This is a genomic window from Pseudozobellia thermophila, from assembly GCF_900141855.1.
Classification (GTDB): domain Bacteria; phylum Bacteroidota; class Bacteroidia; order Flavobacteriales; family Flavobacteriaceae; genus Pseudozobellia; species Pseudozobellia thermophila.
The window spans coordinates 411,120-434,022 of sequence record NZ_FQYU01000001.1; the positions used below are offsets into that span (position 1 = coordinate 411,120).

At 47.2% G+C, this 22,903-nt stretch carries 18 protein-coding genes; 8 read left to right on the plus strand and 10 right to left on the minus strand.

Annotation, left to right across the window (positions count from 1 at the left end):
• Nucleotides 1-2: 2 nt before the first annotated feature.
• The 5 genes from nagA to BUB37_RS01800 all read right to left on the minus strand — a co-directional run bounded on the left by nagA (nt 3) and on the right by BUB37_RS01800 (nt 5,462).
• On the minus strand, nt 3-1,217 hold the full coding sequence (nagA, locus tag BUB37_RS01780) for an N-acetylglucosamine-6-phosphate deacetylase (protein WP_094766497.1): 1,215 nt from the start codon (nt 1,215-1,217) through the stop codon (nt 3-5).
• A gap of 32 nt (nt 1,218-1,249) precedes the next feature.
• Nucleotides 1,250-2,560 carry a Gfo/Idh/MocA family protein gene (locus tag BUB37_RS01785; protein WP_072987571.1) on the minus strand — a complete coding sequence of 437 codons (1,311 nt, stop codon included), beginning with the start codon at nt 2,558-2,560 and terminating at the stop codon, nt 1,250-1,252.
• Between the two features lie 309 nt (nt 2,561-2,869).
• Nucleotides 2,870-3,622, minus strand: a complete 753-nt coding sequence (locus tag BUB37_RS01790) for a glucosamine-6-phosphate deaminase (protein WP_072987574.1) — start codon at nt 3,620-3,622, stop codon at nt 2,870-2,872.
• A gap of 283 nt (nt 3,623-3,905) precedes the next feature.
• Nucleotides 3,906-4,523 (minus strand): hypothetical protein, encoded by a 618-nt coding sequence (locus BUB37_RS01795; protein ID WP_072987576.1) that lies wholly within the window; start codon nt 4,521-4,523, stop codon nt 3,906-3,908.
• A 339-nt stretch (nt 4,524-4,862) separates the two neighbouring features.
• Nucleotides 4,863-5,462, minus strand: a complete 600-nt coding sequence (locus BUB37_RS01800; protein ID WP_244526692.1) for an RNA polymerase sigma factor — start codon at nt 5,460-5,462, stop codon at nt 4,863-4,865.
• A gap of 89 nt (nt 5,463-5,551) precedes the next feature.
• Here BUB37_RS01800 and BUB37_RS01805 point away from each other — a divergent pair, with 89 nt between their 5' ends.
• The 4 genes from BUB37_RS01805 (at nt 5,552) to BUB37_RS01820 (ending at nt 13,294) form a co-directional block, all read left to right on the plus strand.
• Complete coding sequence (locus BUB37_RS01805) at nt 5,552-6,709, plus strand: FecR family protein (protein ID WP_072987582.1); 1,158 nt, start codon at nt 5,552-5,554, stop codon at nt 6,707-6,709.
• A 153-nt stretch (nt 6,710-6,862) separates the two neighbouring features.
• Entirely contained in the window at nt 6,863-10,147 is a 3,285-nt protein-coding gene (locus tag BUB37_RS01810) for a SusC/RagA family TonB-linked outer membrane protein (RefSeq protein WP_072987585.1), read from the plus strand.
• A 10-nt stretch (nt 10,148-10,157) separates the two neighbouring features.
• Nucleotides 10,158-11,630, plus strand: a complete 1,473-nt coding sequence (locus BUB37_RS01815) for a RagB/SusD family nutrient uptake outer membrane protein (protein WP_072987589.1) — start codon at nt 10,158-10,160, stop codon at nt 11,628-11,630.
• 77 nt (nt 11,631-11,707) lie between these two features.
• Nucleotides 11,708-13,294, plus strand: a complete 1,587-nt coding sequence (locus BUB37_RS01820) for a sulfatase (protein WP_072987592.1) — start codon at nt 11,708-11,710, stop codon at nt 13,292-13,294.
• 100 nt (nt 13,295-13,394) lie between these two features.
• Here the strand turns inward: BUB37_RS01820 and BUB37_RS01825 are convergent, their stop codons facing one another.
• Together BUB37_RS01825 and BUB37_RS01830 are read right to left on the minus strand one after the other, a co-directional pair.
• On the minus strand, nt 13,395-14,492 hold the full coding sequence (locus BUB37_RS01825) for a DUF748 domain-containing protein (protein WP_072987595.1): 1,098 nt from the start codon (nt 14,490-14,492) through the stop codon (nt 13,395-13,397).
• Nucleotides 14,493-14,497: 5 nt separating this feature from the next.
• Nucleotides 14,498-15,970, minus strand: coding sequence for a DUF748 domain-containing protein (locus tag BUB37_RS01830; RefSeq protein WP_072987598.1), 1,473 nt, complete (start codon nt 15,968-15,970; stop codon nt 14,498-14,500).
• Between the two features lie 344 nt (nt 15,971-16,314).
• On the opposite strand from BUB37_RS01830, the gene BUB37_RS01835 reads away from it, so the two are divergent.
• Nucleotides 16,315-16,920 (plus strand): hypothetical protein, encoded by a 606-nt coding sequence (locus tag BUB37_RS01835; RefSeq protein WP_244526694.1) that lies wholly within the window; start codon nt 16,315-16,317, stop codon nt 16,918-16,920.
• On the opposite strand, the gene BUB37_RS01840 is transcribed toward BUB37_RS01835, so the two are convergent.
• Nucleotides 16,917-18,440: a GH3 family acyl-acid amido synthetase gene (locus tag BUB37_RS01840; protein WP_072987604.1), complete on the minus strand. Its 1,524-nt coding sequence runs from the start codon at nt 18,438-18,440 to the stop codon at nt 16,917-16,919. The two genes, BUB37_RS01835 and BUB37_RS01840, sit on opposite strands and share 4 nt — an antisense overlap.
• A 3-nt stretch (nt 18,441-18,443) precedes the next feature.
• Nucleotides 18,444-18,956 carry a pyridoxamine 5'-phosphate oxidase family protein gene (locus tag BUB37_RS01845; protein ID WP_072989666.1) on the minus strand — a complete coding sequence of 171 codons (513 nt, stop codon included), beginning with the start codon at nt 18,954-18,956 and terminating at the stop codon, nt 18,444-18,446.
• A 367-nt stretch (nt 18,957-19,323) separates the two neighbouring features.
• On the opposite strand from BUB37_RS01845, the gene BUB37_RS01850 reads away from it, so the two are divergent.
• From BUB37_RS01850 to BUB37_RS01860, 3 genes are all read left to right on the plus strand, one after another.
• Nucleotides 19,324-19,575, plus strand: a complete 252-nt coding sequence (locus BUB37_RS01850) for a type II toxin-antitoxin system ParD family antitoxin (RefSeq protein ID WP_072987607.1) — start codon at nt 19,324-19,326, stop codon at nt 19,573-19,575.
• On the plus strand, nt 19,562-19,864 hold the full coding sequence (locus BUB37_RS01855; RefSeq protein ID WP_072987609.1) for a type II toxin-antitoxin system RelE/ParE family toxin: 303 nt from the start codon (nt 19,562-19,564) through the stop codon (nt 19,862-19,864). The genes BUB37_RS01850 and BUB37_RS01855 overlap by 14 nt, the downstream gene beginning before the upstream one ends.
• Before the next feature lie 404 nt (nt 19,865-20,268).
• Nucleotides 20,269-20,586, plus strand: coding sequence for a hypothetical protein (locus BUB37_RS01860; RefSeq protein ID WP_072987612.1), 318 nt, complete (start codon nt 20,269-20,271; stop codon nt 20,584-20,586).
• Nucleotides 20,587-21,067: 481 nt separating this feature from the next.
• On the opposite strand, the gene drmB is transcribed toward BUB37_RS01860, so the two are convergent.
• The gene (drmB, locus tag BUB37_RS01865) at nt 21,068-22,903 is read right to left on the minus strand and encodes a DUF1998 domain-containing protein (RefSeq protein WP_072987616.1); all 1,836 of its coding nucleotides are present in this window, start codon (nt 22,901-22,903) and stop codon (nt 21,068-21,070) included.

Sequence of the window (22,903 nt, forward strand, 5' to 3'; positions counted from 1 at the left end):
GGCTAGTTTTCGGAGTAAACCAATTGCCCTGAGACATAGGTTTTTTTGATGCGTATTTGCTTGTTTTCCATGGTAAAGACAATCAGGTCGGCACGTTTGCCCTGTTGAATTTCGCCGAGGTCTTGCAGTTTAAAAAGCGCGGCCGGATTGGTACTGGCCATTTGGATGCCTTCTTTTAGGGAACACTGGGTATAGTCCATAACAACCCCTACACATTTGCTGATGGGCGAGGCGGCTCCCGCCAAAACGTTTTCCTTGGGCAGTTTGACCACATCGGGGGTCAGCAGTAGGGTTCGCTCACCGCGGGTATATTCGCCCGGAGGCAGCCCTGCCAGGTCGAGTGCATCGGACACCAAGATGGTCTTTTCGACGCCTTTCGCCTTGTAAAAACTACGGACCTCCTCCTTGGTCAGGTGAAACCCGTCGGCAATAATGCTGGCCGTGATGGCATCGTTGGAGAGCTGTGGCCAGATCGGATTGTGGTGGCGGTTGATTTCGTTGGCACAGCCGTTGCCAAGATGCGTAGCCATGATCGCCCCCGCATCTACCGCTTTTTGCACATCGGACGCCGAACCGTTATGGTGGCCTAGGGATACGATGACCCCACTGTCCACGCATTTTCCAATGAAGGGGATGGCCCCCTCGAGTTCGGGGGCCAAGGTAATTAGTTTGATCCCGTTTTCGGCCGCTTTTTGTATGGCCTGGAACTCTTCCCAATCGGGGTTTTTGATATATTTTTCCAAATGTGCGCCGCGAAAGCCCTTGATCGGTGAAATATAGGGCCCCTCGAGATGAAAGCCGGGAATCGATCTTCCTATTTCGGGGTCTTTTCTAGCCTCGGCCAAAATGGCAAAGTTCTTTTTGATCCGTTCGATATCGCTGGTAATGATGGTGGGGTAATACGAGGTGACCCCTGCTTTCCACAAGGCCTTTGTGGCCTTTCTTACCCTATCAACCGTAAGGTCGGGCCCTGAAAAATCCACCCCCATATACCCATTGATCTGTACGTCGATCAGGCCGGGGGCCACATAGGTCTTACTATCGAGCTGTGCTGCATCGATACGTTCGATCCCTACGATCTTTTCGCCCGAAATGGCTACCGAAACGGCACCGCCATCGGAATAAAGAAGGGCTTTGATCGTTTCTGCCCGCTCTTCTGCAAGCTTTATATGCGATAAAAGCAATACCAACATAATCCCTATTGTCTTAAAACTCATTTTTCTCTTGGTTCATTTTGTTTGTTCCCTTGTCAAAGCGCCTCGAACTTCCCCGGTATTGGAATGCTGTAATTACCGTCGGGGCCGGGCATCGATGGCAGTTCGGCATCCCAATCAAAGGTTTTGGGCAAAATACTTTTTTGCGATGCCAAGGCCTTTTCAAGCGTAACGATCTTTCCTGAGTGGATCGCCATGCGGCCCATAATGGTCGCCAAGGTAGATTTTGCCCCATACTCCACCTGGTGCAAGGGCTTGTTTTGGATGACCGACTCGATAAAGGCCGACTGGCATTTTTGGGACGACCCGACGGTCTCGTCCCTATCGCGATGCCTCCAGAGCAATTCGCCCTTCGAGTCGTAGATCTGAAATTTTTCGTTGGCATGGCCCTTCGTCCCTTGGATGTGGAACCCGACCCGGTTCCAGGTATTGTCCATATTCGTTGATTGGACGTGCATCTTGACCTTATTGGGGTACTCAAACTCGGCGTAATGGTGGTCGTAGGTATTCCCTTGGTCAGGGCCATTAAAGGTTTGTCTGCCGCCCAATCCCTTGACCTCAACCGGATAATCGTTCATCAACCAGTTCATCAAATCGATTTGGTGGATGGTCTGTCCGGCCAATTGGCCTCCCCATAGCCACGTAAAATAGCGCCAGTTTCGCATCTGGTACTGCATTTCGGTCTGGTCGGGGGTTCGGGGATGTATTTTGGGCGCACCTACGTTGTAATATACGTTTAAGGACCTTATATCGCCAATGATGCCCTCGTCGATTTTCTGTTTCATCAATTGATAGCCGGTTTCATAGCGCAACTGTAGCCCCACGGACAGGCTGAGTTTTTTTTGCTTGGCCAGCTCATTGCAGTCCATCACCTTTCGATAGCCCGGAATATCGACGAACAAGGGCTTTTCGATAAACACGTGTCGGCCCGCCTTGACGGCCGCCTCAAGGTGGAGGGGACGAAACGGGGGCGGGGTGGCCAAAAGAACCACGTCGCAATTATCGATTACTTTTTGGTAGGCATCGAAACCCAGGAACTTATTTGAATCGGGTACCTCCACTTGATCGGGATAGGTATTCCTTAAGTTCTGGTAGGCGCCGTTCAGTCTATCTTCAAAAACTTCGCCAAGGGCCACCAATTTAACGTTCGGCGAAGTCTTTAGCGCCTCGTGGGCGGCACCCTTTCCCCGTCCTCCACAGCCGACCAGGCCGATGCGTATTTCCTTCTTTCGGCCGAAAGCGGCGGCCTTGACCGGAAAGCTGCTCAACAAGGCGCCTCCGGCAATGGCCGTAGCACCCTTCTTTACAAAATTTCTCCGTCCTTGGTTCGTTTTGTCTTCCTTCATAGTTTATTGATATATTACCGATTCCCATGCCTTATTGCTTCAATACCCGGTCTTAAAAGCCCTTTTGTCGCGGTATGTGTTCCTGTAGTTAAAAAATAGTCCATTCCCGCCCGATGGCATTCCCGTTTTGCCGACCTGTTGAAAACAGCCCCGTCTTTAAATACTTCCCGAAAAACCAAGGCAAGGCTTTCTTACCAAGCTTTTGAACGGCTTTTTATCGAAACGGACCATGAAATATTCCCAATCGAATCGCAAAGGCGCAAGGCCTAGCCCAAGAGAGGTAAAATCCCTAGTTACGAGTCCGCTTTGCTATGCGGAGGCTCCTTCAACCTCGCCCAATAGGGATGCCGACGCCTTGTCGAGGTACAACCAAGTTTGGGGATGTAATTTTAAGGCCGTTGCCGGAACCTCGGGGACAACTTCCGACTCCACCGTCTTTTTTACCGCAAGGGCCTTGCGCTCGTCCGGTACACTCGCAATGATCGTTTTCGATTTCAGTATTTGTTTGACCGACATGCTAATGGCCTGTTTGGGAACCTCCTCCAAGGAGGCAAACCAGCCTTCGCCCAGTTGCTGCTGCCTACAGGCCTTGTCGAGATCTGCAATAAAATAAGCTTCCTCCCTTTCGAAGTCGGCAGGCGGATCGTTAAAGGCCAAGTGTGCATTTTCACCGATACCGACAAAGGCCACATCGATTCGAACGCCGGAAATGATCTTACCGAGCCTATCGCATTCGTCCATCGGACTTTCGGCATCCCCATGTATATAATGGAACGCTTTGATAGGCACCCGATCGACAAAGCGTTCCTTGAGGTACTTGCGAAACGAAGCGGTGTGCGTTTCCGGCATGCCCACATATTCATCGAGGTGGAAGCCGGTAACTTTTGACCAATCCAGATTCGCTTTTACGAGTTCGGCCAACATTTCGAACTGGGAGGCCCCCGTGGCTACGATGATATGGGCTTCCCCTTGGTTTTCAAGGGCCTCTCGGATGGCATCCGCCCCTTTTTGGGCCGCCTCTTTACCCAATTCGTGCTTGTTACTTGCGATAACGATCTTCATGTTTTTTGCTTAATATAATTTGTAAGACGGGTTCTGCTTCGGCCCACGCAATGGTATCGATGACCCATTCCATTGCATGGGCCGTCAAAAGGCGGCATTGGACCCCTAGTAAATCTATCAAAAACAAATTGCATAAGCAAACGCCCGCGTTGGCGTGGCCGCGGGGAATACCAAGGCCCGCACCCCAAAAAAATTCGGTCCCACAAAAAAATTTGACGGCAATTGCACGATTATGTAGTTATCAACCGGGGAGGTGTTTTCTATATAGACCGTTTACCGAGCTTTAAAAATCGACAGTCAATGGATTGGTCTTCAACACCTTTAATAAATATTGCTTTTTTTGGGCCATACCCATGTTCCCAATGGAGTCAATAATATTTACGGCAACTTGTTGATTGCTGTTTATTTTTGTCTTTATGTATTTTGGCGCATAGTCCCCGGCGTCATTAAAAAAATGAACGACAAAAACTTTTTGGTCATTCATTCGGTAAAGGCTATCGATAAGCTTTTTACGCCGATTTCGGGTTAAATTATAGTCCAGTTCGGCAAGTTGTCTGTAAATGGAATCTTTGGGGACGTTTTTAACACCAAAAACATCGCCCTTGTTACTTAGGGCAAATTTTTTATAGTAATAGAATTCTCTTTTGGTCAAAGGCCAAATAGTCCTGCTATATTTTGTTTTCAATAGGAAGGCTTCATTTTCAAATCGTTCTCGGGATTGCCCGTAGAGCGTACACAGTTCTATTCCATCGTCATTGTATAAAAGATTGGGTCGATAGCCCCCAAATCCATCGTAAACATTGCTTATTTTCAAGGAGCTTAATCGATTGTTGGATAAGGTTATCTTATAAGGGATGTATATGAATATACTATCCCTATAAGGTCTAAACTTGTAATCCATTTCCCTTGTTTCCGTATTGCTAATTTCAAAAGGGGGACGCGTATAGTGATAAATTAGGATTGTCGCAAAGACGAACAGAAAAAGAATACCTATTTTTTTATCATGCCCTATTCATGGTTTTACACAACGACAGTCTATCTTAAAAACAGTCCATCTTAAAAGAAGATTCCCTAACCTATGTGAATAGCGAATTTAACAAATACCCCCCATACCAAATTCCAATACCCCAAATTGGGCGTCATGCCATCAACGGAAGGCCCTAAACGGATCCAGGCTACTTTCGGAAGCCAACCATTACACCCCACAATACCAGTAAACACTTTTTGAACGCCCTTGGGGTCAATGACTTTCCCGGATATCGAAAAGGTTTCCGGCCACTAAAAACAAAACAGGCCCCACCCTTTCTTCCAACCGATCCCTTAAGATCTTAAAGGCCCGTGTGATATGGCCTTCGACGGTCTTTAAGGAAATATCGAGGTGTTCTGAAATCTCTGTATGCGTAAGGCCATCCCTTTTGTTCAAAAGAAAGATTTCCCTGCACTTTTTGGGCAGTTTGTCAATTTCCCTATGTACCAACTCAATTAGGCGCTGCATTTCCTCATGATTGCTCTCTACAATAGATTCTACCGCATCAATGTGCTTTTTCTCCAAGTAGATCACAGGTTTCTGTTTTCTATAATGCGATATAAAACTATTGTATACGGCCTTGTACAAATAATTTTTAAGGGAAAGTTCGGGCTTTATCTTTTTCCTTTTTGACCAGATATCGACCATGACATTTTGAACAATGTCCTCGGCATTATCGTGATTTTTGGTAAAGGTGTAGGCATAATTGCACAGAAGGACATAATAGCGGTCCATCAGCATGTCGTATGCCAATCGATCGCCGCTTTTTAGCCTTTCGGCAAGAAGCCGGTCTTCGTCCCTATTCTTCATCATTTTCAATATATGTCAAAATTTTACAAAAAAAATAAAGGGGTTCTCATTATTCAAGCGTACTAATTATACATAACACACAATATCCAGGCTTGAAAATAGAAAAAATTATCGTCAAATTCTTGAATAGCGAGGCAGATATTCACGAATTGGAAAAGCTTGACGCTTGGTTAAAGGACAAAAAGAACGAAAACCTATTCAATGGCTTTGTAAAGACGGATTACATTGCCCGATTCACCATGGACCAATACGATTTGAACGCGGCCAAAGAAAGCATTAGGGCCAATATAGAGAGACGACAACAGGCCAAAAGAAGAAGGCGCTATAGCGCCTTGGGAATAGCCGCGTCCTTAGCCCTTTTAATCTCCACCGGCTACTTTTATTTGAATTCCGGCAAGGAAGAAAAAGGCTTAAAGATGGAGGTGGCCAAAGAGGACAAATCAATTGAACCTGGGAAAAACAAGGCCATACTGACCTTGGACAATGGGGATCAGATTGTCTTGGGAAAAGGCAGGGCGTATGAAGACCATCAATTAAGGAGCGACGGCGACAAGGTAAAATATCGAAAAGGGGATGCCGACAGCAAAAGTATCCCTTACAATCAACTTAGTGTCCCGAAAGGGGGACAATTCTACCTTGAGCTTGCCGACGGAACGGCGGTATGGTTAAACTCCGAATCCAAGATCAAATACCCCACCAAATTTGAAAAGGGAAAACCCCGTGAGGTCGATTTGATGTATGGCGAAGCTTTTTTCAAGGTATCCGACAGCAGGCTACACGACGGGGCGACCTTTAACGTAATGACCCGGTTCCAGAATGTGACCGTGTTGGGCACCGAATTTAACATCAAGGCCTATAAAGAAGACCCGGTAATTAAAACCACGCTCGTCGAAGGAAGTGTCGAAATTTATAAAGACCAGGTGTCCAAAAGATTGGAACCCGATCAACAGTCGGTCACTTCTGAAGGGCATACCGACATTCAAATCAAACCCGTCGATGCCAAACAGGAGGTTTCGTGGATCGAGGGGCTGTTTTCCTTCAATGACGAACCCTTGGAAGATATCATGAAAACCCTTTCGCGGTGGTACGATATCGAGGTGGTATTCGAAAGTGCGGAAAAAAAGAAGCACACCTTTACAGGGATAGTGGAACGGTCGGAGTCGATTTATGATCTATTGGAACTGATAGAAAGAACAAGTAACAACCAAATTAAATTCAAAACCGATGAAAAAACCATAGTGATACAATAGAAAGGGAAAAGACCTGCACCTTCCACAGCTAAGGCCCTTTCCCATAAGAAGAATGATTAAAACAATGTTCAACCAATCAACTACTAATTTATGCAAACTAATTTTAATCAAAGAGCCCGGGCAGTTTGCCTCGGCGCTTTTTGCAAGTTACTCGTGAAACTATACCTCATTTTATTCTGTTCGCTCACCTTTGCCTTGGGAACCGAGACCGGTTTGTCGCAAGATGCCAAAATTGCCATAACTTCCGAGAAATCGATAAGCGTCAAACAGGTATTTCGCCTCATCCACAAACAAACCGGTTACAAGTTCATCTTTAGCAACGCATACCTAAAAGATGCACCCTACGTTACTTTGAACAAGGGCGTCATTAAAACGAAAGACTTACTTGACAATTGTTTGTCGCCCCTAAACCTCGACTTTGAATTTACAGATTCGCAAACGATCGTTGTTCAAAGAAAAAAACCGGTCGCACAAAGGGTTAATTCAGATACCAAAAGAGACCAATTTACCATATCGGGCATGGTCACCGATGCCGATGGGGCACCCTTACCGGGGGCCAATATTATTGAAAAGGGAACCACGAACGGAACCCAAACCGATTTCGACGGGAACTTTACCTTAAATGTCAGTGATGCACAGGCGGTCATTATCGTATCCTATATCGGTTTTGCGACCAAGGAAATTCCCCTGAACGGTTCAACGTCGGTATCGGTATCCCTTGAAGAAGATGCGGCAGGCCTTGAGGAAGTGGTCGTAGTTGCCTATGGGACAGTAAAGAAATCCGACCTTACCGGGGCCGTGTCCTCCATCAAAACCGATGAAATCAACGCTACCCCTTCGGCAAGGCTTGACGACGCCTTGAGGGGCAAGGTTTCGGGAGTACAAATAACCCCAACCTCCTCGCAGCCAGGCGCTGCGGCCTCCATTCGAATCAGGGGAACCAACTCGATCACGGGCAATAGCTCCCCCTTGTTCGTAATCGACGGGCTTATTGGCGCCGGTAATTCAGCCGACATCAATGTTCAGGACATTGAATCCGTAGAAGTCTTGAAAGACGCTTCGGCCACGGCCTTATACGGGTCAAGAGGTTCTGCAGGAGTTGTGCTTATAACGACGAAAAGAGGAAAGGCCGGTCAATCGCGCTTTACTTACGATGCGTACACGACCTTTCAGTCGCCCACGCGGTTTATCGATGTCTTAAACGCTTCCGAATTTGCCGATTGGCAAAATGAAGTACAGGGAACGGAGGCCTACCCCGATCCTTCTTCCTACGGGGAGGGCACCAACTGGCAAGAAGAAATTTATCGAAATGGGGCCCCCATGACCAGCCATACCCTATCTGCCTCCGGTGGTAACGAAAAGGCCCAATACTTTGTTTCGGGCAACTATTTCAACCAAGAGGGTGTTTTTACAGGAGGAAATTTAAAGAGGTACCAGTTCCGCGTAAACGGGGATTATAAACTCAACAAGATTCTGAAGGTAGGAAATTCGGTGACCCTATCAAGGAGCACAACCGTTCCCAGGAGCAGCAATATCATAAATATAGCCGGGTGGTTCCCGACCTTGCCGGTCAAGGATGAAAACGGAGAGTATACCATACAGACGGCAAGTGCCGAACTTTCGGCCGAGAACCCCGTTGGTGCCGCCGCCAAGAATGTCAATCTAGACACGCGGACCCGAATATTGGGAACCATTTATGCCGAATTGGAGCCCCTTAAGAACCTCAGGTATAAAATAAACTACGGTACCGACCTTTCCTTGGACAAAAGTGAAGATTACGCACCATCGACCTTGTTTAGCCAAGCCAATGACAGGGGTACGGCCACTATTGCAAATTCAGAATACCTAAGCGTCCTTCTAGAGCAGACCCTTACCTATAGCCAAACCTTGGGCGAGCATAGTTTTGACGGGCTGTTGGGATATACCCGACAAAGGATCTTCAATTCGGGAAGTTCCGTCCAAACCAGAGGTTTTACGACCGATTATTTTACCTACAACAATATCGATGCCGGCTCCGAAAGAACAGGGGCCAGTTCCTTTGCCAATGAGTTTGGCGTAGAGTCCTTTCTGTTCAGGTTAAATTATGCCTACAAGGGAAAGTATAGGGTTACATTAAACGGAAGGGTAGATGGGTCCTCCAACTTTGCCAAGGACAGCAAATGGGGAACCTTTCCGTCCGTGGCCGTTGCATGGAACGCCGGCAGGGAAAAATTTATTGAAAATTTATCGCTTTTCGACGATTTAAAGTTCAGGGCAAGTTACGGTAGACTTGGCAACCCTGCTTCCGGCGGAACTTCCCTAGCCCGTCTAGGAGCCGGCTTTACCTATCTTTTTGGCAATAGTGGGGATATTACAAATGGTATTGGCCTTAACCGATTGGGCAATGACCAACTAAAATTCGAAACTACGGACCAGTTGGATCTAGGTTTGGATACTTCCTTCTTTAACGACCGCCTGCAAGTAACCCTCGATTACTATCACAAAAAAACCAAGGACCTCTTTACCGACCAGGAAATCCTATGGATAACCGGTGTGCCTACGGCAATTATCCCCACAAACTTCGGGACCATTGAAAACTCCGGGTTTGAGCTTTTTGTCAACTCCATAAACGTTGATAAGGGAGACTTTAGATGGGATACCAGCTTTAATATTTCGACAAACAAAAACAAGGTCGTCTCCATCCCCGACGAAGACGGGGAGCTGTTGATAAACAGGATAGGTGGAGTCGTAAACATTCCTTCAGCCGTAATCAAGGAAGGCGAGCCCCTGGGTGCCTTTTACGGATATATCCGTGATGGCATTTGGAATTCACAGGAAGAAATTGATGCCTCGGGTCTTGAAGGGCGGGGGGTTTTCCCGGGCGGAAAAAGATTTAGGGATATCAGCGGACCGGACGGAGTCCCCGATGGAATAATCGACAACAACGACCAAACCGTAATCGGAAGTCCGCACCCCGATCTGTTCGGGGGAATGGACAATACCATAACCTATAAAAACTTTGAGTTCTCAATGTATTGGTCTTTTGTATTGGGCAACGACATATTCAATGAAACGGATGCGTGGTTGAACACTGCCTTCGACAACAATGTGAGTGCCAGGTTCGCCGACCGGTGGACCCCGACCAACACAGAAACCTCGGTGCCTTCCGCAAGGGGCGTCTTTAGAACCGAATTGGTACCTGAAACGGGAATCATTGAAGACGGGTCCTTTCTAAGGTTGCGAAACCTAAGCTTGGGTTACAATATCCCTTCGGATAAACTGCCCATTTTTCAAAGTGCCAAGGTATATGTAAGAGGAACCAACCTTTTGCTCTTCGACAATTACAGTGGGTACGACCCCGAAATCAATAGAGGGGACGAAAATGCAAGAAGAGGATATGATCAAGCCCAAGATCCTGCCGTTAGATCATACACATTAGGTTTAAGTTTGACATTTTAAAAAGCACACCATGAAAAAAATACTCTATATATTGATACTATTCTTCGGCCTTACCTCTTGTGAGGACATCATTACCGAGAAGCCTATTGACTTTTTGGTTCCCGGAACCTTTCCCGCAACCGAGCAAGACGCCATAGCGGCAACGACCGCTGCCTATACCCGTTTGCACAGCAACATAATCTCGTTCTATTATGGTTTTACCCCTAGCGATATCGCCTTTCAGGGGCAGCATAACATGCGCCCGGTTTCTTGGTTTTTAGACCTCAATGCCAATAATGGGGATGCAACCGTAATGTGGCAGCAGAATTTCCAAGGTATTGCATTGGCCAATACGGTAATACAATATGTCCCTGATATTGAAATGAACGATGAGGCCTTACAACAAAGACTGATCGGCGAAGCTAAGTTTTTACGGGCCTTCTATTACTTCGAATTGGTACGTGTTTACGGTGAAGTGCCTATCTTAAACCATGTAGTTATAGATACCGAAACCCTAAAGGGTGTTACGCGTAATTCTGTGGAGGAAGTATACGACCTGATAGAATTGGACTTAATGGAAGCCATTCCGGTCTTACCCGATACGTATGTCGGGGAAGAAAAAGGGCGTGCTACCAAATGGTCCGCTACCGGACTCCTGGCAAAGGTACATTTAACACAGGGCGAATGGCAACTGGCCAGTCAGCGGGCACAGGAGGTCATAGATTCGGGTATGTTCGGCTTAGTGGCCGATTACAATAGTTTGTGGGGCCAAAATGCCGAATATGTCGACATGCCCGACAAGAATGGCAATCTGGTCAATGAAAATGTCTTTGATATTCAATTCGAGCAAAACGAAAGACCTGATTTCAAACAAAGCTGGGTAGGGTCGAGAGATACTGAAATCGTTGGGGCCACGAATGCCGTAGGCGGCGGTTGGGAGAATATGTTGCCCACAACCGACTATCTAAATATGTTTGAAGAAGGTGATTTAAGAAAGGATATCAGCTATATAACCGAACTTGACGGCAATGTTCTCGAATCTCCCAGAACACCTGGTGCAGGTCCGATTACCGGTAAATATTTAAACGCCGATGGCGATCCCCCAAAAAGTAACAACGGAAGCCAAAATACCTATGTACTGCGCTATGCTGATATTTTGCTAATGCGTGCCGAGGCGGAAAACGAACTGAATGGTCCGGCGAACGCTTACATTTTTATCAATCAGGTCCGCGAAAGGGCAGGGTTACCGGGGCTTTCGGGCCTTGACCAATCTACATTTAGGGAGGCCCTAAAAAAAGAACGAGCCACCGAACTGGGCTTTGAAGGTCATCGTAAGTTCGATTTGCTAAGATGGGGGCAATTTGTCGAGACCATCCGCAATGTGGAAGACCCCCATATGGATGTTCCGGGAGCCAATATCCAAGAACACCATGTTTTAATGCCCGTTCCGGCCCGGGAAATCGAAATTTCCGAAAACAGTATCAGTCAAAACCCAGGATATTGATACGTTTGTATGTAAACCGACCCATTGTCAGCCATGGGTTTTGAACCCATGGTTTTCCATAAACTTCAAATAACTTTATGAAAAAAAGATTCTTAGTACTTGCCATTCTAGGTTTATCGGTTTTTGCCTGTAAGCAGCCACAGAAAGAATTGGTTGACAAAAAACCCAACATCCTGTTCATTCTAGTTGATGACTTAGGCCTCAACGACCTCAGCGCAACGGGAAGCACCTACTACGAAACCCCAAACGTCGACCGTATCGCCGATGAGGGGGTGGTATTCACCCAAGGCTATGCGGCCAGTAGGGTATGCAGCCCTTCCCGGGCCAGTATAATGACCGGTAAATTTACCGCCAGGCACGGGATAACCGATTGGATCGGGGCCGCCTCGGGAACAGATTGGAGAAAACACGGTCGGCACGACAAATTGTTGCCCGCCGAATACAAGCATGCCCTACCGAAATCGGACATATCCATGGCCGAAGCGTTCAAGGCCAATGGATATATCACCTTTTTTTCGGGCAAATGGCATTTAGGGGACGAAGGCAATTATCCCGAGGACCACGGTTTTGATATCAATATAGGGGGATGGGACAAGGGAAGTCCCATGGGGGGCTATTTTTCCCCTTGGGAGAACCCCAAACTTCCCAACAAGAAAAAGGGAGAGAACTTGACCATGCGTTTGGCAGAGGAAACCGCGGATTTTATTGCGCAACACAAGGATACCACCTTCTTTGCCTTTTTGTCGTTTTACGCCGTGCACGGCCCTATTCAGACATCAAAGGAGAAATGGGCGAAATACCGCGAAAAAGCCGCAAATCAGGGTATAGCCCAAAGCGGATATAAGATGGAACGCGTACTTCCCATCCGACAGGTACAGGACAATCCGATCTATGCCGGACTCGTGGAAAGTATGGACGATGCCGTGGGTGTGGTCCTCGATGCCTTAAAGGCCAATGGCCTCGAAGAGAGCACCATCGTCGTCTTTACCTCCGACAATGGCGGCGTGGCCTCGGGCGACTCCTTTTCAACTTCCAATTTGCCCTTAAGGGGCGGAAAGGGCTATCAATGGGAAGGGGGCATTCGTGAACCGTATTTTATTAAGGTCCCCTGGTTGGGCCAAAAGATAAAGGAAAGTGATTTCCCCGTTATTGGCACCGATTTCTACCCCACCCTGTTGGACCTGGCCAAACTTGAGCTTATGCCCGGTCAGCATGTAGACGGGGTGAGCTTACGCCCTATTCTCGAAGGGGGCAAAATGGATATCAGCCGCCCCCTTTATTGGCATTACCCCCATTATGGGAACCAAGGCGGCAACCCTTCGTCCATCATACGCGAAGGGGATTGGAAGCTCATACATTATTGGGAAGATGGTAGCGACGAGCTGTACAACCTCTCGAACGACCCAAGCGAAGCCCATAATGTGGCGGCCCAAAACACAGACCTTGTCAAAGAATTAAAGAACAAACTTTTAAGCTGGTTGGACGAAGTAGGTGCCAACTACCCTTCTCCCGACACCACCTTTGACCCGGCCTTGGCCGCCAAAAGGCATGAGAACATAGTAAATGAGAAACTCCCCGAACTAGAAAAACAGCGTATGGATTTCCTATCACCCGATTTTAAACCGAATGCCGATTGGTGGGGCAGTATGTCGACGAGGGATTAAGACAACCCGAACCGCGGACAAGACCCATTTCAGAAATTGCCGGGATAAACCATGACCTGTTTATCCCGGCAATTTTTATTCTTCGCGGGGGCGCAGACACCTACTCCCCATCCCTGGCCCCCTCTTTTGCATCTTTATAATCAATATCGTTATCGACGACCCCCCGAAATGCCTTTATCCACCCGTTTTTAAAAAGGTTCCAAATGGTGGGCCATACCTCAGATTCGACCTGGCTTACATCGCCCTTTAAGGGTACCTTGGTCGCCACGGTGTTGTTCCCCTTGTTCTTAACGATAAACTTGAAGAAACCGACAAAGCCTTCCCAAAGTATATTTAAAAATCTGTCCTGTTCGGGGTCTACCAATTTCAAATCCTGGAGCAAGGGTTTGATGTACCCGGTCAAATAGTCATTGGCGATGGCCATTTCCCCAAAAACATTGAGCCTACCCCCGACAAAATCGATACCTGCATAGTGCCGGGTAAAATCGTTGAGTGCCGTTGCCGAGGCCTCTTCCAAGGAAAAGGAAACATCCATATCGGGCACTTGCCTCACCAGGTCCATCTTGCCCTCAAGGTTAAACCTTCCCTGCCCGATCGAGACGGCCGTGGCACGTATTTGGGAAGGCAGTTCCTCTTCGGTTCGCACCACGTTCCGCAGGTTGGTGGCCCTCAGTTCTATCTTGTTCAGGTGCAGGTCGATGTTCGGGTCGGCGTTCAATTGCACAAAGGCCGCCTTACCATCCGTTATGCTCAGGTTGTTAATGGCTATGGGCACCAGGTCGGTCAGGGCCTTTGTCCAGTCCGCTATATCCGGATCGGCGGCCGAGTCGTTTTGGTGGTCTTCAAAAACATAGATAAAACGGGGCCGGGTCATTACGATCTCACTGACCACCTTCCCATTGAACAGGGCCTTCCATTCGATGGAGATATCGGTTTTCTCCAAATCCAAGAAGGGCACCTCCGAACCGGCATCGACCTTGTTCAGGTATAGCCCGTGGATAACATAGGCCCCGCGGAGGAGGGAAATGTCAATATCCGCTACATGGCCATGATACCCCGGAAGTTCGGCCAATACCCCGTTCACGTAGTTCTTGACCATAAAGGGCAGCATCAACCGCAAAACAATCAAAAGTGTGATACCCAATAGGGGAAGCACGTACCTTTTTTTCCGGATTCCCCGTTTTTCTTTCCTTTTCATAACCCTTATTCTTTTTTGCCGTTTCCGACCACTGTGTTTTTGAGTCCGTCCCTCACATTCAGCCATAGGTAATTGAAAAACGATTTTGACCGATCGCGCTCAACCTCGATTTGACCGTGCCGGTAGCCCTTTTCGTCCGTTTTCGACCCGTCGTTCGTCATCAGGTTGACGATTAGGGTAAGGGCCTTATCGACACCCAACCTATCCTCGTCGAGTACCGAAAACTTAAAATCCCTATACTTCATTTTCATGTCTCCACGGGAAGTAAAATCGTCGCCCGATAGGGTTAGGTACATCTCATCGATATGCCCCTTTGCCCGAACCCTTGCCTGGGATTCCAAAAAGGGATTAATGGCTTCGGCCTCCAGGTTTTTCAGAATTACCGACGCATTAAAACGATCTTCGGTACTTGTATTGTTCAACGCCCACTGAAGTTGGATGGGCGCTTCGTCCATTAAAAAGGCCTTGGCCTCGATTTCTGTTTTCCCATCGTTCGTATTCGTGAGATTACGGATGCCGGCACTCAGGCGATCAAAGGATACGGATACCGGAACGACATCCCTTTTTATTCTCTCGGTGTAGGCTACCAATGCATCTTCGATCGTCAGCCGAGCGATGTCCAGTTTTATGGGAAGGTTTCGAAGCAGGGAGCCGTAGAGGGGTTTTTCTTCTTGGTCATCCGGCAACAACTTGTCGCGAAACAACCGTAATTCAGGCCCTTGCAGTCCGACCGCCTTCGCCCCTAGGTACAGACTGTCGTTTACAGTGCCCAGATCCAGGTCGCCCACCGACCCGCTTGGTAGGCACAGGTCTATATGGTCGCGTTCCTTTTTCAATTGTTGCGACAATTGGTCGCGACTGTACCTCGTGGTTATTCTTAGGTCTTTAAATTCCGCATCCCGGTCTTTGTGAACAACAGACCCTAGCGTTAGGGTTTCGAAAGGACTTAGCTTTAAGAACAGTCCATTCCCTTCAAAATTTAGCGTGTTGTACGTAAAGGGTATCTTTTGGCGCAAAAGCAGGGAATCGGTTTTAAACTCCGATAATTCAAGCCTGCCTTTCTCCAGGGAGAACCCCAACTCCCCGGATTCTTCATCATACCAGGTTACCTGGGCATTTTCAAGCTTTACCCTATGGGCGCCAAATTCCTTACTCCAGAGCGATATATAGTCCAGCCCCTTGATCTCGAGGGCCCCGAGCACCAGTTCAACTTCCGGTTCCTTGTTTTGGCCACGATATAATTTGCAGTTCAATGAGGTAAAACCAATGGAGCCCAGAAGGATGTTGATGTCCATATCCCCGTAGGCTACCTCCATGTTCCGGGGCAGTCCGTTGGCCAGCATATCCGATACCTTATGGGAAGCATACCACTGCAAGCCCCCAAAAAGAAGAAGGCCCAAACCCACAATGACGGTTAAAACCCGCAGTGTGCGGTTTCTTGGCCCCTTTATTTCCTTATTTGCAAAAATCCCTTTCATTGATAATCGGTCCGGGTATTGGTTTTTCCTTAAATTTCCACATGGCTGGTGTGCCGTAAATTACCGAACGGCGGCCACAGCCCGTTTGCCCCAGGTTTTTGAAATATAATCGGTATGCTGCCGCGGAATTGACGCAATCGCATTCTTTTGCGCCGCAATCGAGGCCCGTTCTTGGCTTTGCCCCGATCTATCTCTATATTGTAAATCCATCCTCTTTGAGGATGGTCCATACGCCAATTGCCATGCACAAAAAGGCCGTCGGGCGGCTACAGGGGACGTAATAGGACGGGGGACTCCCGTTCTACCCTCTCCTTTGATCGGTTCCCCAATAAAAAACAGACCAATTGAAATATTTAATCCTCATCTTATTTATGGGCGCACTACACTCCAACGCACAGCACATCATTCCCGAAGCCATCGATCGCGAGGCACGCCTCGCCCTGGCCTTTTATCCGGAATTAAGGAACACGGCGATAGAATTTCGGTTTAAAAGGAAGACGGGTAAATCGACCATGCAGGCGCAACCCGTTTTCGCAAGCCTTCTGCAAGCGCGGGAAAGGAGAAGGTACCTGGTGTTCGTAAGCGAAAGCATAAAGATTACGGGAAAAACGTTCAAGACCACCGATATGGACAGCGCCATTTTGATTGGCTGGTTGGGACATGAACTGGGCCATATTATGGATTACGAACGGCGCAGTAGCCTCAACCTCGTGTGGTTCGGACTCAAATACCTCTTTTCGGGGAATTTCATCAAGGAAGCGGAACGGGCCGCCGATTCCTATGCCGTAGGAGCCGGTATGGAGGCATACATCCTAAAGACCAAGGCCTTTATTCTCGATAACGCCGAAATCGACCCCAAGTACAAAAAACGCATCCGGAAATACTACCTTTCGCCCGACGAGATCATGGTCTTGGTCAAACAGAGGCAGGAGGGGAACTCCCTTTTTTAATGGGCCTTGCCAACAAAGCTTTCCCATTCCTGAAAACGCTCCTCCCCCATGACACGCTCCATTTTAACCTGGCCCCCTTTCTTCTTTTTTCTCCCGCTCCATTCGTGAAATACGGCCGGGGGCACGGTTTTGACCCTTACGCCCTCCAAGGCCTTGGAGCGTGCCACCCTGTAGTTCTTGTTGGCCCCTTTTAGAAATTCGTCCAGGGCATCGGCCAGTTGCCCGGGGTCGACCTTGGCATCGGTCCCCAGATACCAGCAATGGTAGAACTCGCCCTCGATGCGGTGGGCACAAAGGGTATACTCGGGAACCTGGATGTCGAACTTCTTTTCGAGATGCTGTACGGCATCGTCCAATTTGTTCACCGAAAGCTGGGAGCCGACGGTGTTCAAAAAGAATTTTGTACGCCCGGTAATCTTTATTTCGGCCCGATCGACATCGGTAAATGCGATCGTATCGCCGATCAGGTAGCGCCATGCCCCGGCCACCGTACTGATCACCAATACATAATCCTGGCCCGGTTCCACCTCCGCGAGGGTAAGCGAGGGCGCATGGGGCACCAAGGAGCCATCGGCCTGGATGTACTCCGGCTTAAAGGGGACAAATTCGAAGTAGATGCCGTTGTCGGTCACCAACTTCATGGCGTCGGTTTCGGGACGCTGTTGAAAGGCCATAAAGCCCTCCGAGGCCAAATAGGTATCGATGACCGTAATGGGTTTTCCCAAGAGCGCATTAAAGCTCTTTTCGTAGGGGCCAAAGGCCACACCTCCCGAAGTATAGACCTGAAGGTTGGGCCAGATTTCGTGGATGTGCTTCAAATTGTGGTAGTCCATTACCTTTTGCAACATCAGTTCGATCCACGAAGGTATTCCGCTAAGTGCCCCAATGTCCCATTCGGGCGCCTTTTCCGCGATACGCCGTACCCGTTGGTCCCAGTCGTCGATCTGGGCAATTTCCTTGCCCGGCTTGTAGTAGCCCTGAAACCAAAACGGAATGTTACTGGCGCTTATCCCGCTGATTTCCCCCTCGAGGGCATCGTTGCGTTCCTCGAGGTCGGTCGAACTGCCCAACATCATGATCTCCCTTTCGAAGAAGTCGGCCGGCAGGTCGAAATTGCGAAGGGCCAGTACCTGCTGTATGCCCGCGTTTCGGATGCTCTTGACCATGGCATCGGTCACCGGAATGCGCTTGCTCGTCTTTCCGGTCGTTCCCGAACTTAGGGCAAAGTAATCGGGCCGTCCGGGCCAGGTAATGTCGTTTTCGCCGGAGTGGATGTCTTGCCACCACTTATCGGTCATCGCCTCGTAATCGTGAAAGGGAACCGCCTTCCTAAAATCACGCTCCATGGTTTTCGATTCCAGCAATCGGTCGAACCCGAAGGCTTGTCCGAAGCGGGTGTTTCGGGCGGTTTTCAACAATTCCCTAAGTACGGACTCTTGTTCCTCGGCCGCATTGCCTTCCACGGCAAGCATTTCCGAGGCCGATAACATACCCTTGATCAGGTTTCCCAAAATGGCCATGCGCTAGTGGTTTTGTAGGTCGATGTGGCCTTTTTCCCCTAGTTCCGGACCCTCCTGGCCGGCAAGCGAGCCTTGTAGCCGATGCAGGGCGGCCCATTTGTTCTCGATCATGTCCCAGTAATAGGCGCTTTCAAGGTTGACGTTCAACAGCACGCTGTTGGGGTCGTCGATACCGTCGAACCAGGCCCCCAGCATGGGGCTCCACAAGGCCTGTTTCTTTTCTCGGTCGACGATATGGGTCGCGTTACCGTACATGGAGAGGTACTGTTGCCCCTTTTCGTTGGCCAGGAGGAGCTGCACCCGGTTGTCTTTCTCGATGTCCTTAAAATGGTCGCTGTTGCGGTGGGCGAAGAACCACAGGTCGCCTTGGACATCCATTTCCTGCAGGCTCATGGGGCAAACGGAAAAGGGAATTTTTTTCAGGTTCGTCGCCATAAGCAAGACCTTGTTATCGTTTAAGAGCTCCCTCAGTTTCCGGAGTCCGTCACCGTCTTTGGAGTACGTTTTGTTTCGCATGTGTTCTTTTTTAGGGGTTCGTATCGATTCTATCGGCGCCCTTAGGCCTTCGCCATTGGGCATGTCGTAAAATTGGGACGATCGCCCGATATCGCTTGATGGAAAAGAAGAAAGTATTGATGCAAACGTGATGGGGAAGGGTGTTTTAAGCCCTTGTGGACGCAACTGAAACTAGCCCTTGAATACCGGCCGGAGGGCGGCCTAGGGAATACAGAAAACCGCTTCGGTAAAGAATTCTTTTAAGGTAGAAGACAACATTATGAATTTCTCTATATCATCAAAAGGGGGGAAGGCTGCGGTATAAGGATGGGTTGCGCATCTCAAAATTAATACCTAAATTGAACCATTAGTATTAAAATTGGTTCAAATGGCGGTAATCAGAAAATCCATCACCTTCACCGAGCAGCAGCATGCCTTTGTCAAAAGTTTGATAGAACAAGGGTTTTACACAAATGACAGTGAGTACATCAGGGATATCATACGCAAGGACCAAGAGCGTAGAAAGCGCATTGTTGACCTTAACGAGGCGCTGATCGAAGGTATTGAAAGCGGCCCTACCGATGCCACTATTGATAGTATTTGGGAAGAGGCTATAAACGAGCATAATGCCGGAGAGTAAGTATATTATAAGTGCCAAGGCAAGGGCCGACTTCAAGGCCATTGCCAAGTATACGATCGAAAAATTCGGGGCGGCCCAATCTTTAACCTATGCCAAAGGCCTCAAACGTGTTTTTGCCGAATTGAGTGAGAACCCCGAACTGGGAAGGCCCTATGTGGCCGTAAAGGACAAAATGCTCCTCCGGTACCGATACAAGGCACATGTCATTTTTTATTATCCCATGCCCGATAAAATTTTTATCGTAAGAGTTCTAGGAGGCAGAATGGATTTTCCCAAATACCTGAAGTAAGGTTCAAAAAACGTATGGAAAGTATGAAGACTTCTCTTTTTTTCTAAATGCGCTGAACAATTTAATGATGGAGTATCCAATCGTCTTTGGAATACTGTCTGTTTTTCATTTGTTCGTTGTTTAGGGGTTAGACTGAAATACCTTGGGCGCGCCAAGCCTTTGGACCATGCCTGTGCACCTAGGGCCTTTGTATAGATGGGGCGATTGCCCGATATCTCTTGATCATAACGAAGAAAGTATTAATGCAAACGTAAGGAGCGGGGGGTAAAATATCGAATCGATTCTATAAGCCTATGGCGAATAGTACCATTTTCGAATAACGATTAGTTTATATATTCTGGCAAAAAATTTAAATGTTTAGCCTCCTGCAATAAACTTTATTAACGTCTGAAAACCAAACCAGTATGCCAGACTGTATTGAATGCGGAGCCTTCACCAAATTCAACAACGGGCTCTGTACTAATTGTTACCAAAAAAAGAATGGAAACCCATGGGTTTCTGGAGTAATTAAAGGTAGAATTGCGGAAACAATTGTTGAACAGCTTTTTATTTCTCTAGATTTTCAGGTTTTTAAATATGGAATGGAAAATTCCATTCCCGGAATTACCGATTTATTGAAGGGCGTTCGCGGAGATGTGGCCAAAAACATTCGACAAATGCCGGATTTTGTGGTCCCGTTTCTTGGTTTGCCTTTGATTATCAATAAACGTGACAAAATTTAAATGGTTTCAAGAACTCTATTACGAACATAACATTTTCCGTTTTACCATCCCATTTAAATTTTACCTTTCAGTAATCATATAAACTGCTAATTATAAAGTTTTATTCATTTATTCAAATTCCCCGGTTATTGCTTCTTCGCTTGTTTAAAGCTTTTCAACAAGACTTTGTAATTTGGAGCATCCTATGAAATCATATTGGTCCAAATCGATTAATTATCCTCTTTTCAGCTTTTTATAAATGTTTCTGACAGGCCAAATCAAAAGTGACTTACTTTCGTCCGCCAGCCATGTTCACTTTGACCAAGCACGGATGACTCAGTTTACCCTGTTCATCCAGTTGGCATTGACCAACATAAATTTGGTTACTAAAACAACTTTAGTGATTGAAATATATCATTTCTAGCTTTTCCATTTCCTTAAAATAAATTGTTTATTAGAATTCTTGTATCTGATGAAAGAAATCTATTGAAGGGGTTTCTGTTTAATTAAAAAACCCGGAATCGAAATCTTCGTATGTTCCAACAAGGGCAGATCGATCCAATAGTTTATTGAACTCCTCGCAGCTCGTTTCAGGCACTATTGCACAATTGTGGCAAGCAGCTCCATTCAAGGAATCTGGTCCTTGTCCCATTGAACTCCCTACATCCATACATACAGGATCTGCAGAACACCATCTTGCATCTTCTATGATTTCCTTCACCAAGCGATAAAAATTCAATTCCCTTCCCTGTCTGACAAGTCCGCCCATAGATCCCTCTGAATCACCGGATGAAGTATAAATCAATACCCCATTCATCCGATTGTCCCTAGAACTTGAAAAGTATATTCTTTCCCTTAGAGATGATGAGCCGTAACCACAATTGTAACAAAGTCGATTGATGAGTAAATGTGCAAAAGTATGAAGCAAAATGAATGAAGGCGTAAGGTCTCTATTTTGATAATCGATGATTCTTCTTGCCTGTTCCTTATGATATCTTGCTATTAGTGCCTCCAGATTGTTGTTGGCACGGGATAGCCACTCATCAAGTTTGTCATCACTAAACTTTATGAATATTCCTTCTCCATAGACTACATGAGCAGGTAACCAATCTTTATCTTTTATACTTAGGTCATTTATTTTATCCCTTACCAATCTTCCATCTTCAGAGTTAAGCCTTGAAAATCCTGCAAAAACCCTTGTTTCCCTTAATTTTTCGATCAAGACGACATGGTCAAAGTATTCGGATAAAAACACGCCCTCCTCAGTTGAAGAGAATGGCTTGACCAGCGCTTTAAAATCTGAGTTCTCAGAATCTCGCCCCGTATTAAGGTATTGGTACTCCTGTATTCGTATATCAAAGTCAGAATTGATTTCCAAATCAGCATTGCCTTTTCCCGATTCCAGAAAGCTTAACACGTACTCTAGTAATTCATCAAGTGCTATACGGCCCGATTTCACCTCGGCTTGAGTTTTCAGAAAAACCTTAAGTATCCTTCCATCATTATCCATCTCATGGAAGTTTCGTAAAGTTTCCTCTTCCCTTTCTATTATTCGCTGGACCATTTCCGGCGTCGTATCCCCGGCCTGCGGTAAATACAAGGCGGATTTGATCAGCGCATAATGGACATTGGAGCTACCCTTGATCAAAACCCGCAATGAATGTTCGCAGGGCTGTGGCTGTCGTATCCCTATTGGGCCCAGCCAAGGACGATGCCCCGAACATGTTGAAATAGTATCCAAGGCTCCTTCATTCATTATGCCGCCTAAGGTTCGTCTTTGTCCACACGAACATGAAATAACGATACTGGATAAATCTCCCGAACCTTTACCTGCTGAATAGGTTAGTATATGTCTTTGGTCATCCATCCCGTCTGGGTGCACCCAATATAAAAAAGGGACATCTTGAATGTGTCCTTGAGGACATACGGCAACAAACCTAACAGGAATTAATCTTCCGCTGCACTCCCCTGATGTGCACCTAGGACTTTGCTGTCTATTGAGCTCAATTTGGCGCATAACACCACATCTTATACAATAGTGCCATTGGGGAAAGCGTACTCCTGGAATGGTCAGACGACTATTTTTACTACTGTTTTTACGGAATGGGAACGGCTTTCTAAAACTGCTTACGCCCAACAGTTGTTCCAAGCGAGGTTCCCTGATTTCAAATTCTTTAAAATCAATATGGTCATTTCCCGCGTTTTGCATTCGCTGTTCGATCATTAGGTCCCATGCATCAAGTCCACAGATCATCAACGACTCATCATTAGGGAAATTCACAAGTTGTCCTATTCCAAAAGGGGATAGCAACTGTCCTAGTCTTATATTTCTATTCAT

What these genes read in the sequence shown, in the direction of transcription:
- BUB37_RS01795 (WP_072987576.1), bottom strand. Translation starts at nt 4,523, where the DNA reads ATGGATTACAAGTTTAGACCTTATAGGGATAGTATATTCATATACATC.
- BUB37_RS01790 (WP_072987574.1), bottom strand. Translation starts at nt 3,622, where the DNA reads ATGAAGATCGTTATCGCAAGTAACAAGCACGAATTGGGTAAAGAGGCG.
- BUB37_RS01820 (WP_072987592.1), top strand. Translation starts at nt 11,708, where the DNA reads ATGAAAAAAAGATTCTTAGTACTTGCCATTCTAGGTTTATCGGTTTTT.
- BUB37_RS01840 (WP_072987604.1), bottom strand. Translation starts at nt 18,440, where the DNA reads ATGGCCATTTTGGGAAACCTGATCAAGGGTATGTTATCGGCCTCGGAA.
- BUB37_RS01850 (WP_072987607.1), top strand. Translation starts at nt 19,324, where the DNA reads ATGGCGGTAATCAGAAAATCCATCACCTTCACCGAGCAGCAGCATGCC.
- BUB37_RS01860 (WP_072987612.1), top strand. Translation starts at nt 20,269, where the DNA reads ATGCCAGACTGTATTGAATGCGGAGCCTTCACCAAATTCAACAACGGG.
- BUB37_RS01855 (WP_072987609.1), top strand. Translation starts at nt 19,562, where the DNA reads ATGCCGGAGAGTAAGTATATTATAAGTGCCAAGGCAAGGGCCGACTTC.
- BUB37_RS01830 (WP_072987598.1), bottom strand. Translation starts at nt 15,970, where the DNA reads ATGAAAGGGATTTTTGCAAATAAGGAAATAAAGGGGCCAAGAAACCGC.
- BUB37_RS01800 (WP_244526692.1), bottom strand. Translation starts at nt 5,462, where the DNA reads ATGATGAAGAATAGGGACGAAGACCGGCTTCTTGCCGAAAGGCTAAAA.
- nagA (WP_094766497.1), bottom strand. Translation starts at nt 1,217, where the DNA reads ATGAGTTTTAAGACAATAGGGATTATGTTGGTATTGCTTTTATCGCAT.
- BUB37_RS01785 (WP_072987571.1), bottom strand. Translation starts at nt 2,560, where the DNA reads ATGAAGGAAGACAAAACGAACCAAGGACGGAGAAATTTTGTAAAGAAG.
- BUB37_RS01845 (WP_072989666.1), bottom strand. Translation starts at nt 18,956, where the DNA reads ATGCGAAACAAAACGTACTCCAAAGACGGTGACGGACTCCGGAAACTG.
- drmB (WP_072987616.1), bottom strand. Translation starts at nt 22,903, where the DNA reads ATGAATAGAAATATAAGACTAGGACAGTTGCTATCCCCTTTTGGAATA.
- BUB37_RS01815 (WP_072987589.1), top strand. Translation starts at nt 10,158, where the DNA reads ATGAAAAAAATACTCTATATATTGATACTATTCTTCGGCCTTACCTCT.
- BUB37_RS01825 (WP_072987595.1), bottom strand. Translation starts at nt 14,492, where the DNA reads ATGAAAAGGAAAGAAAAACGGGGAATCCGGAAAAAAAGGTACGTGCTT.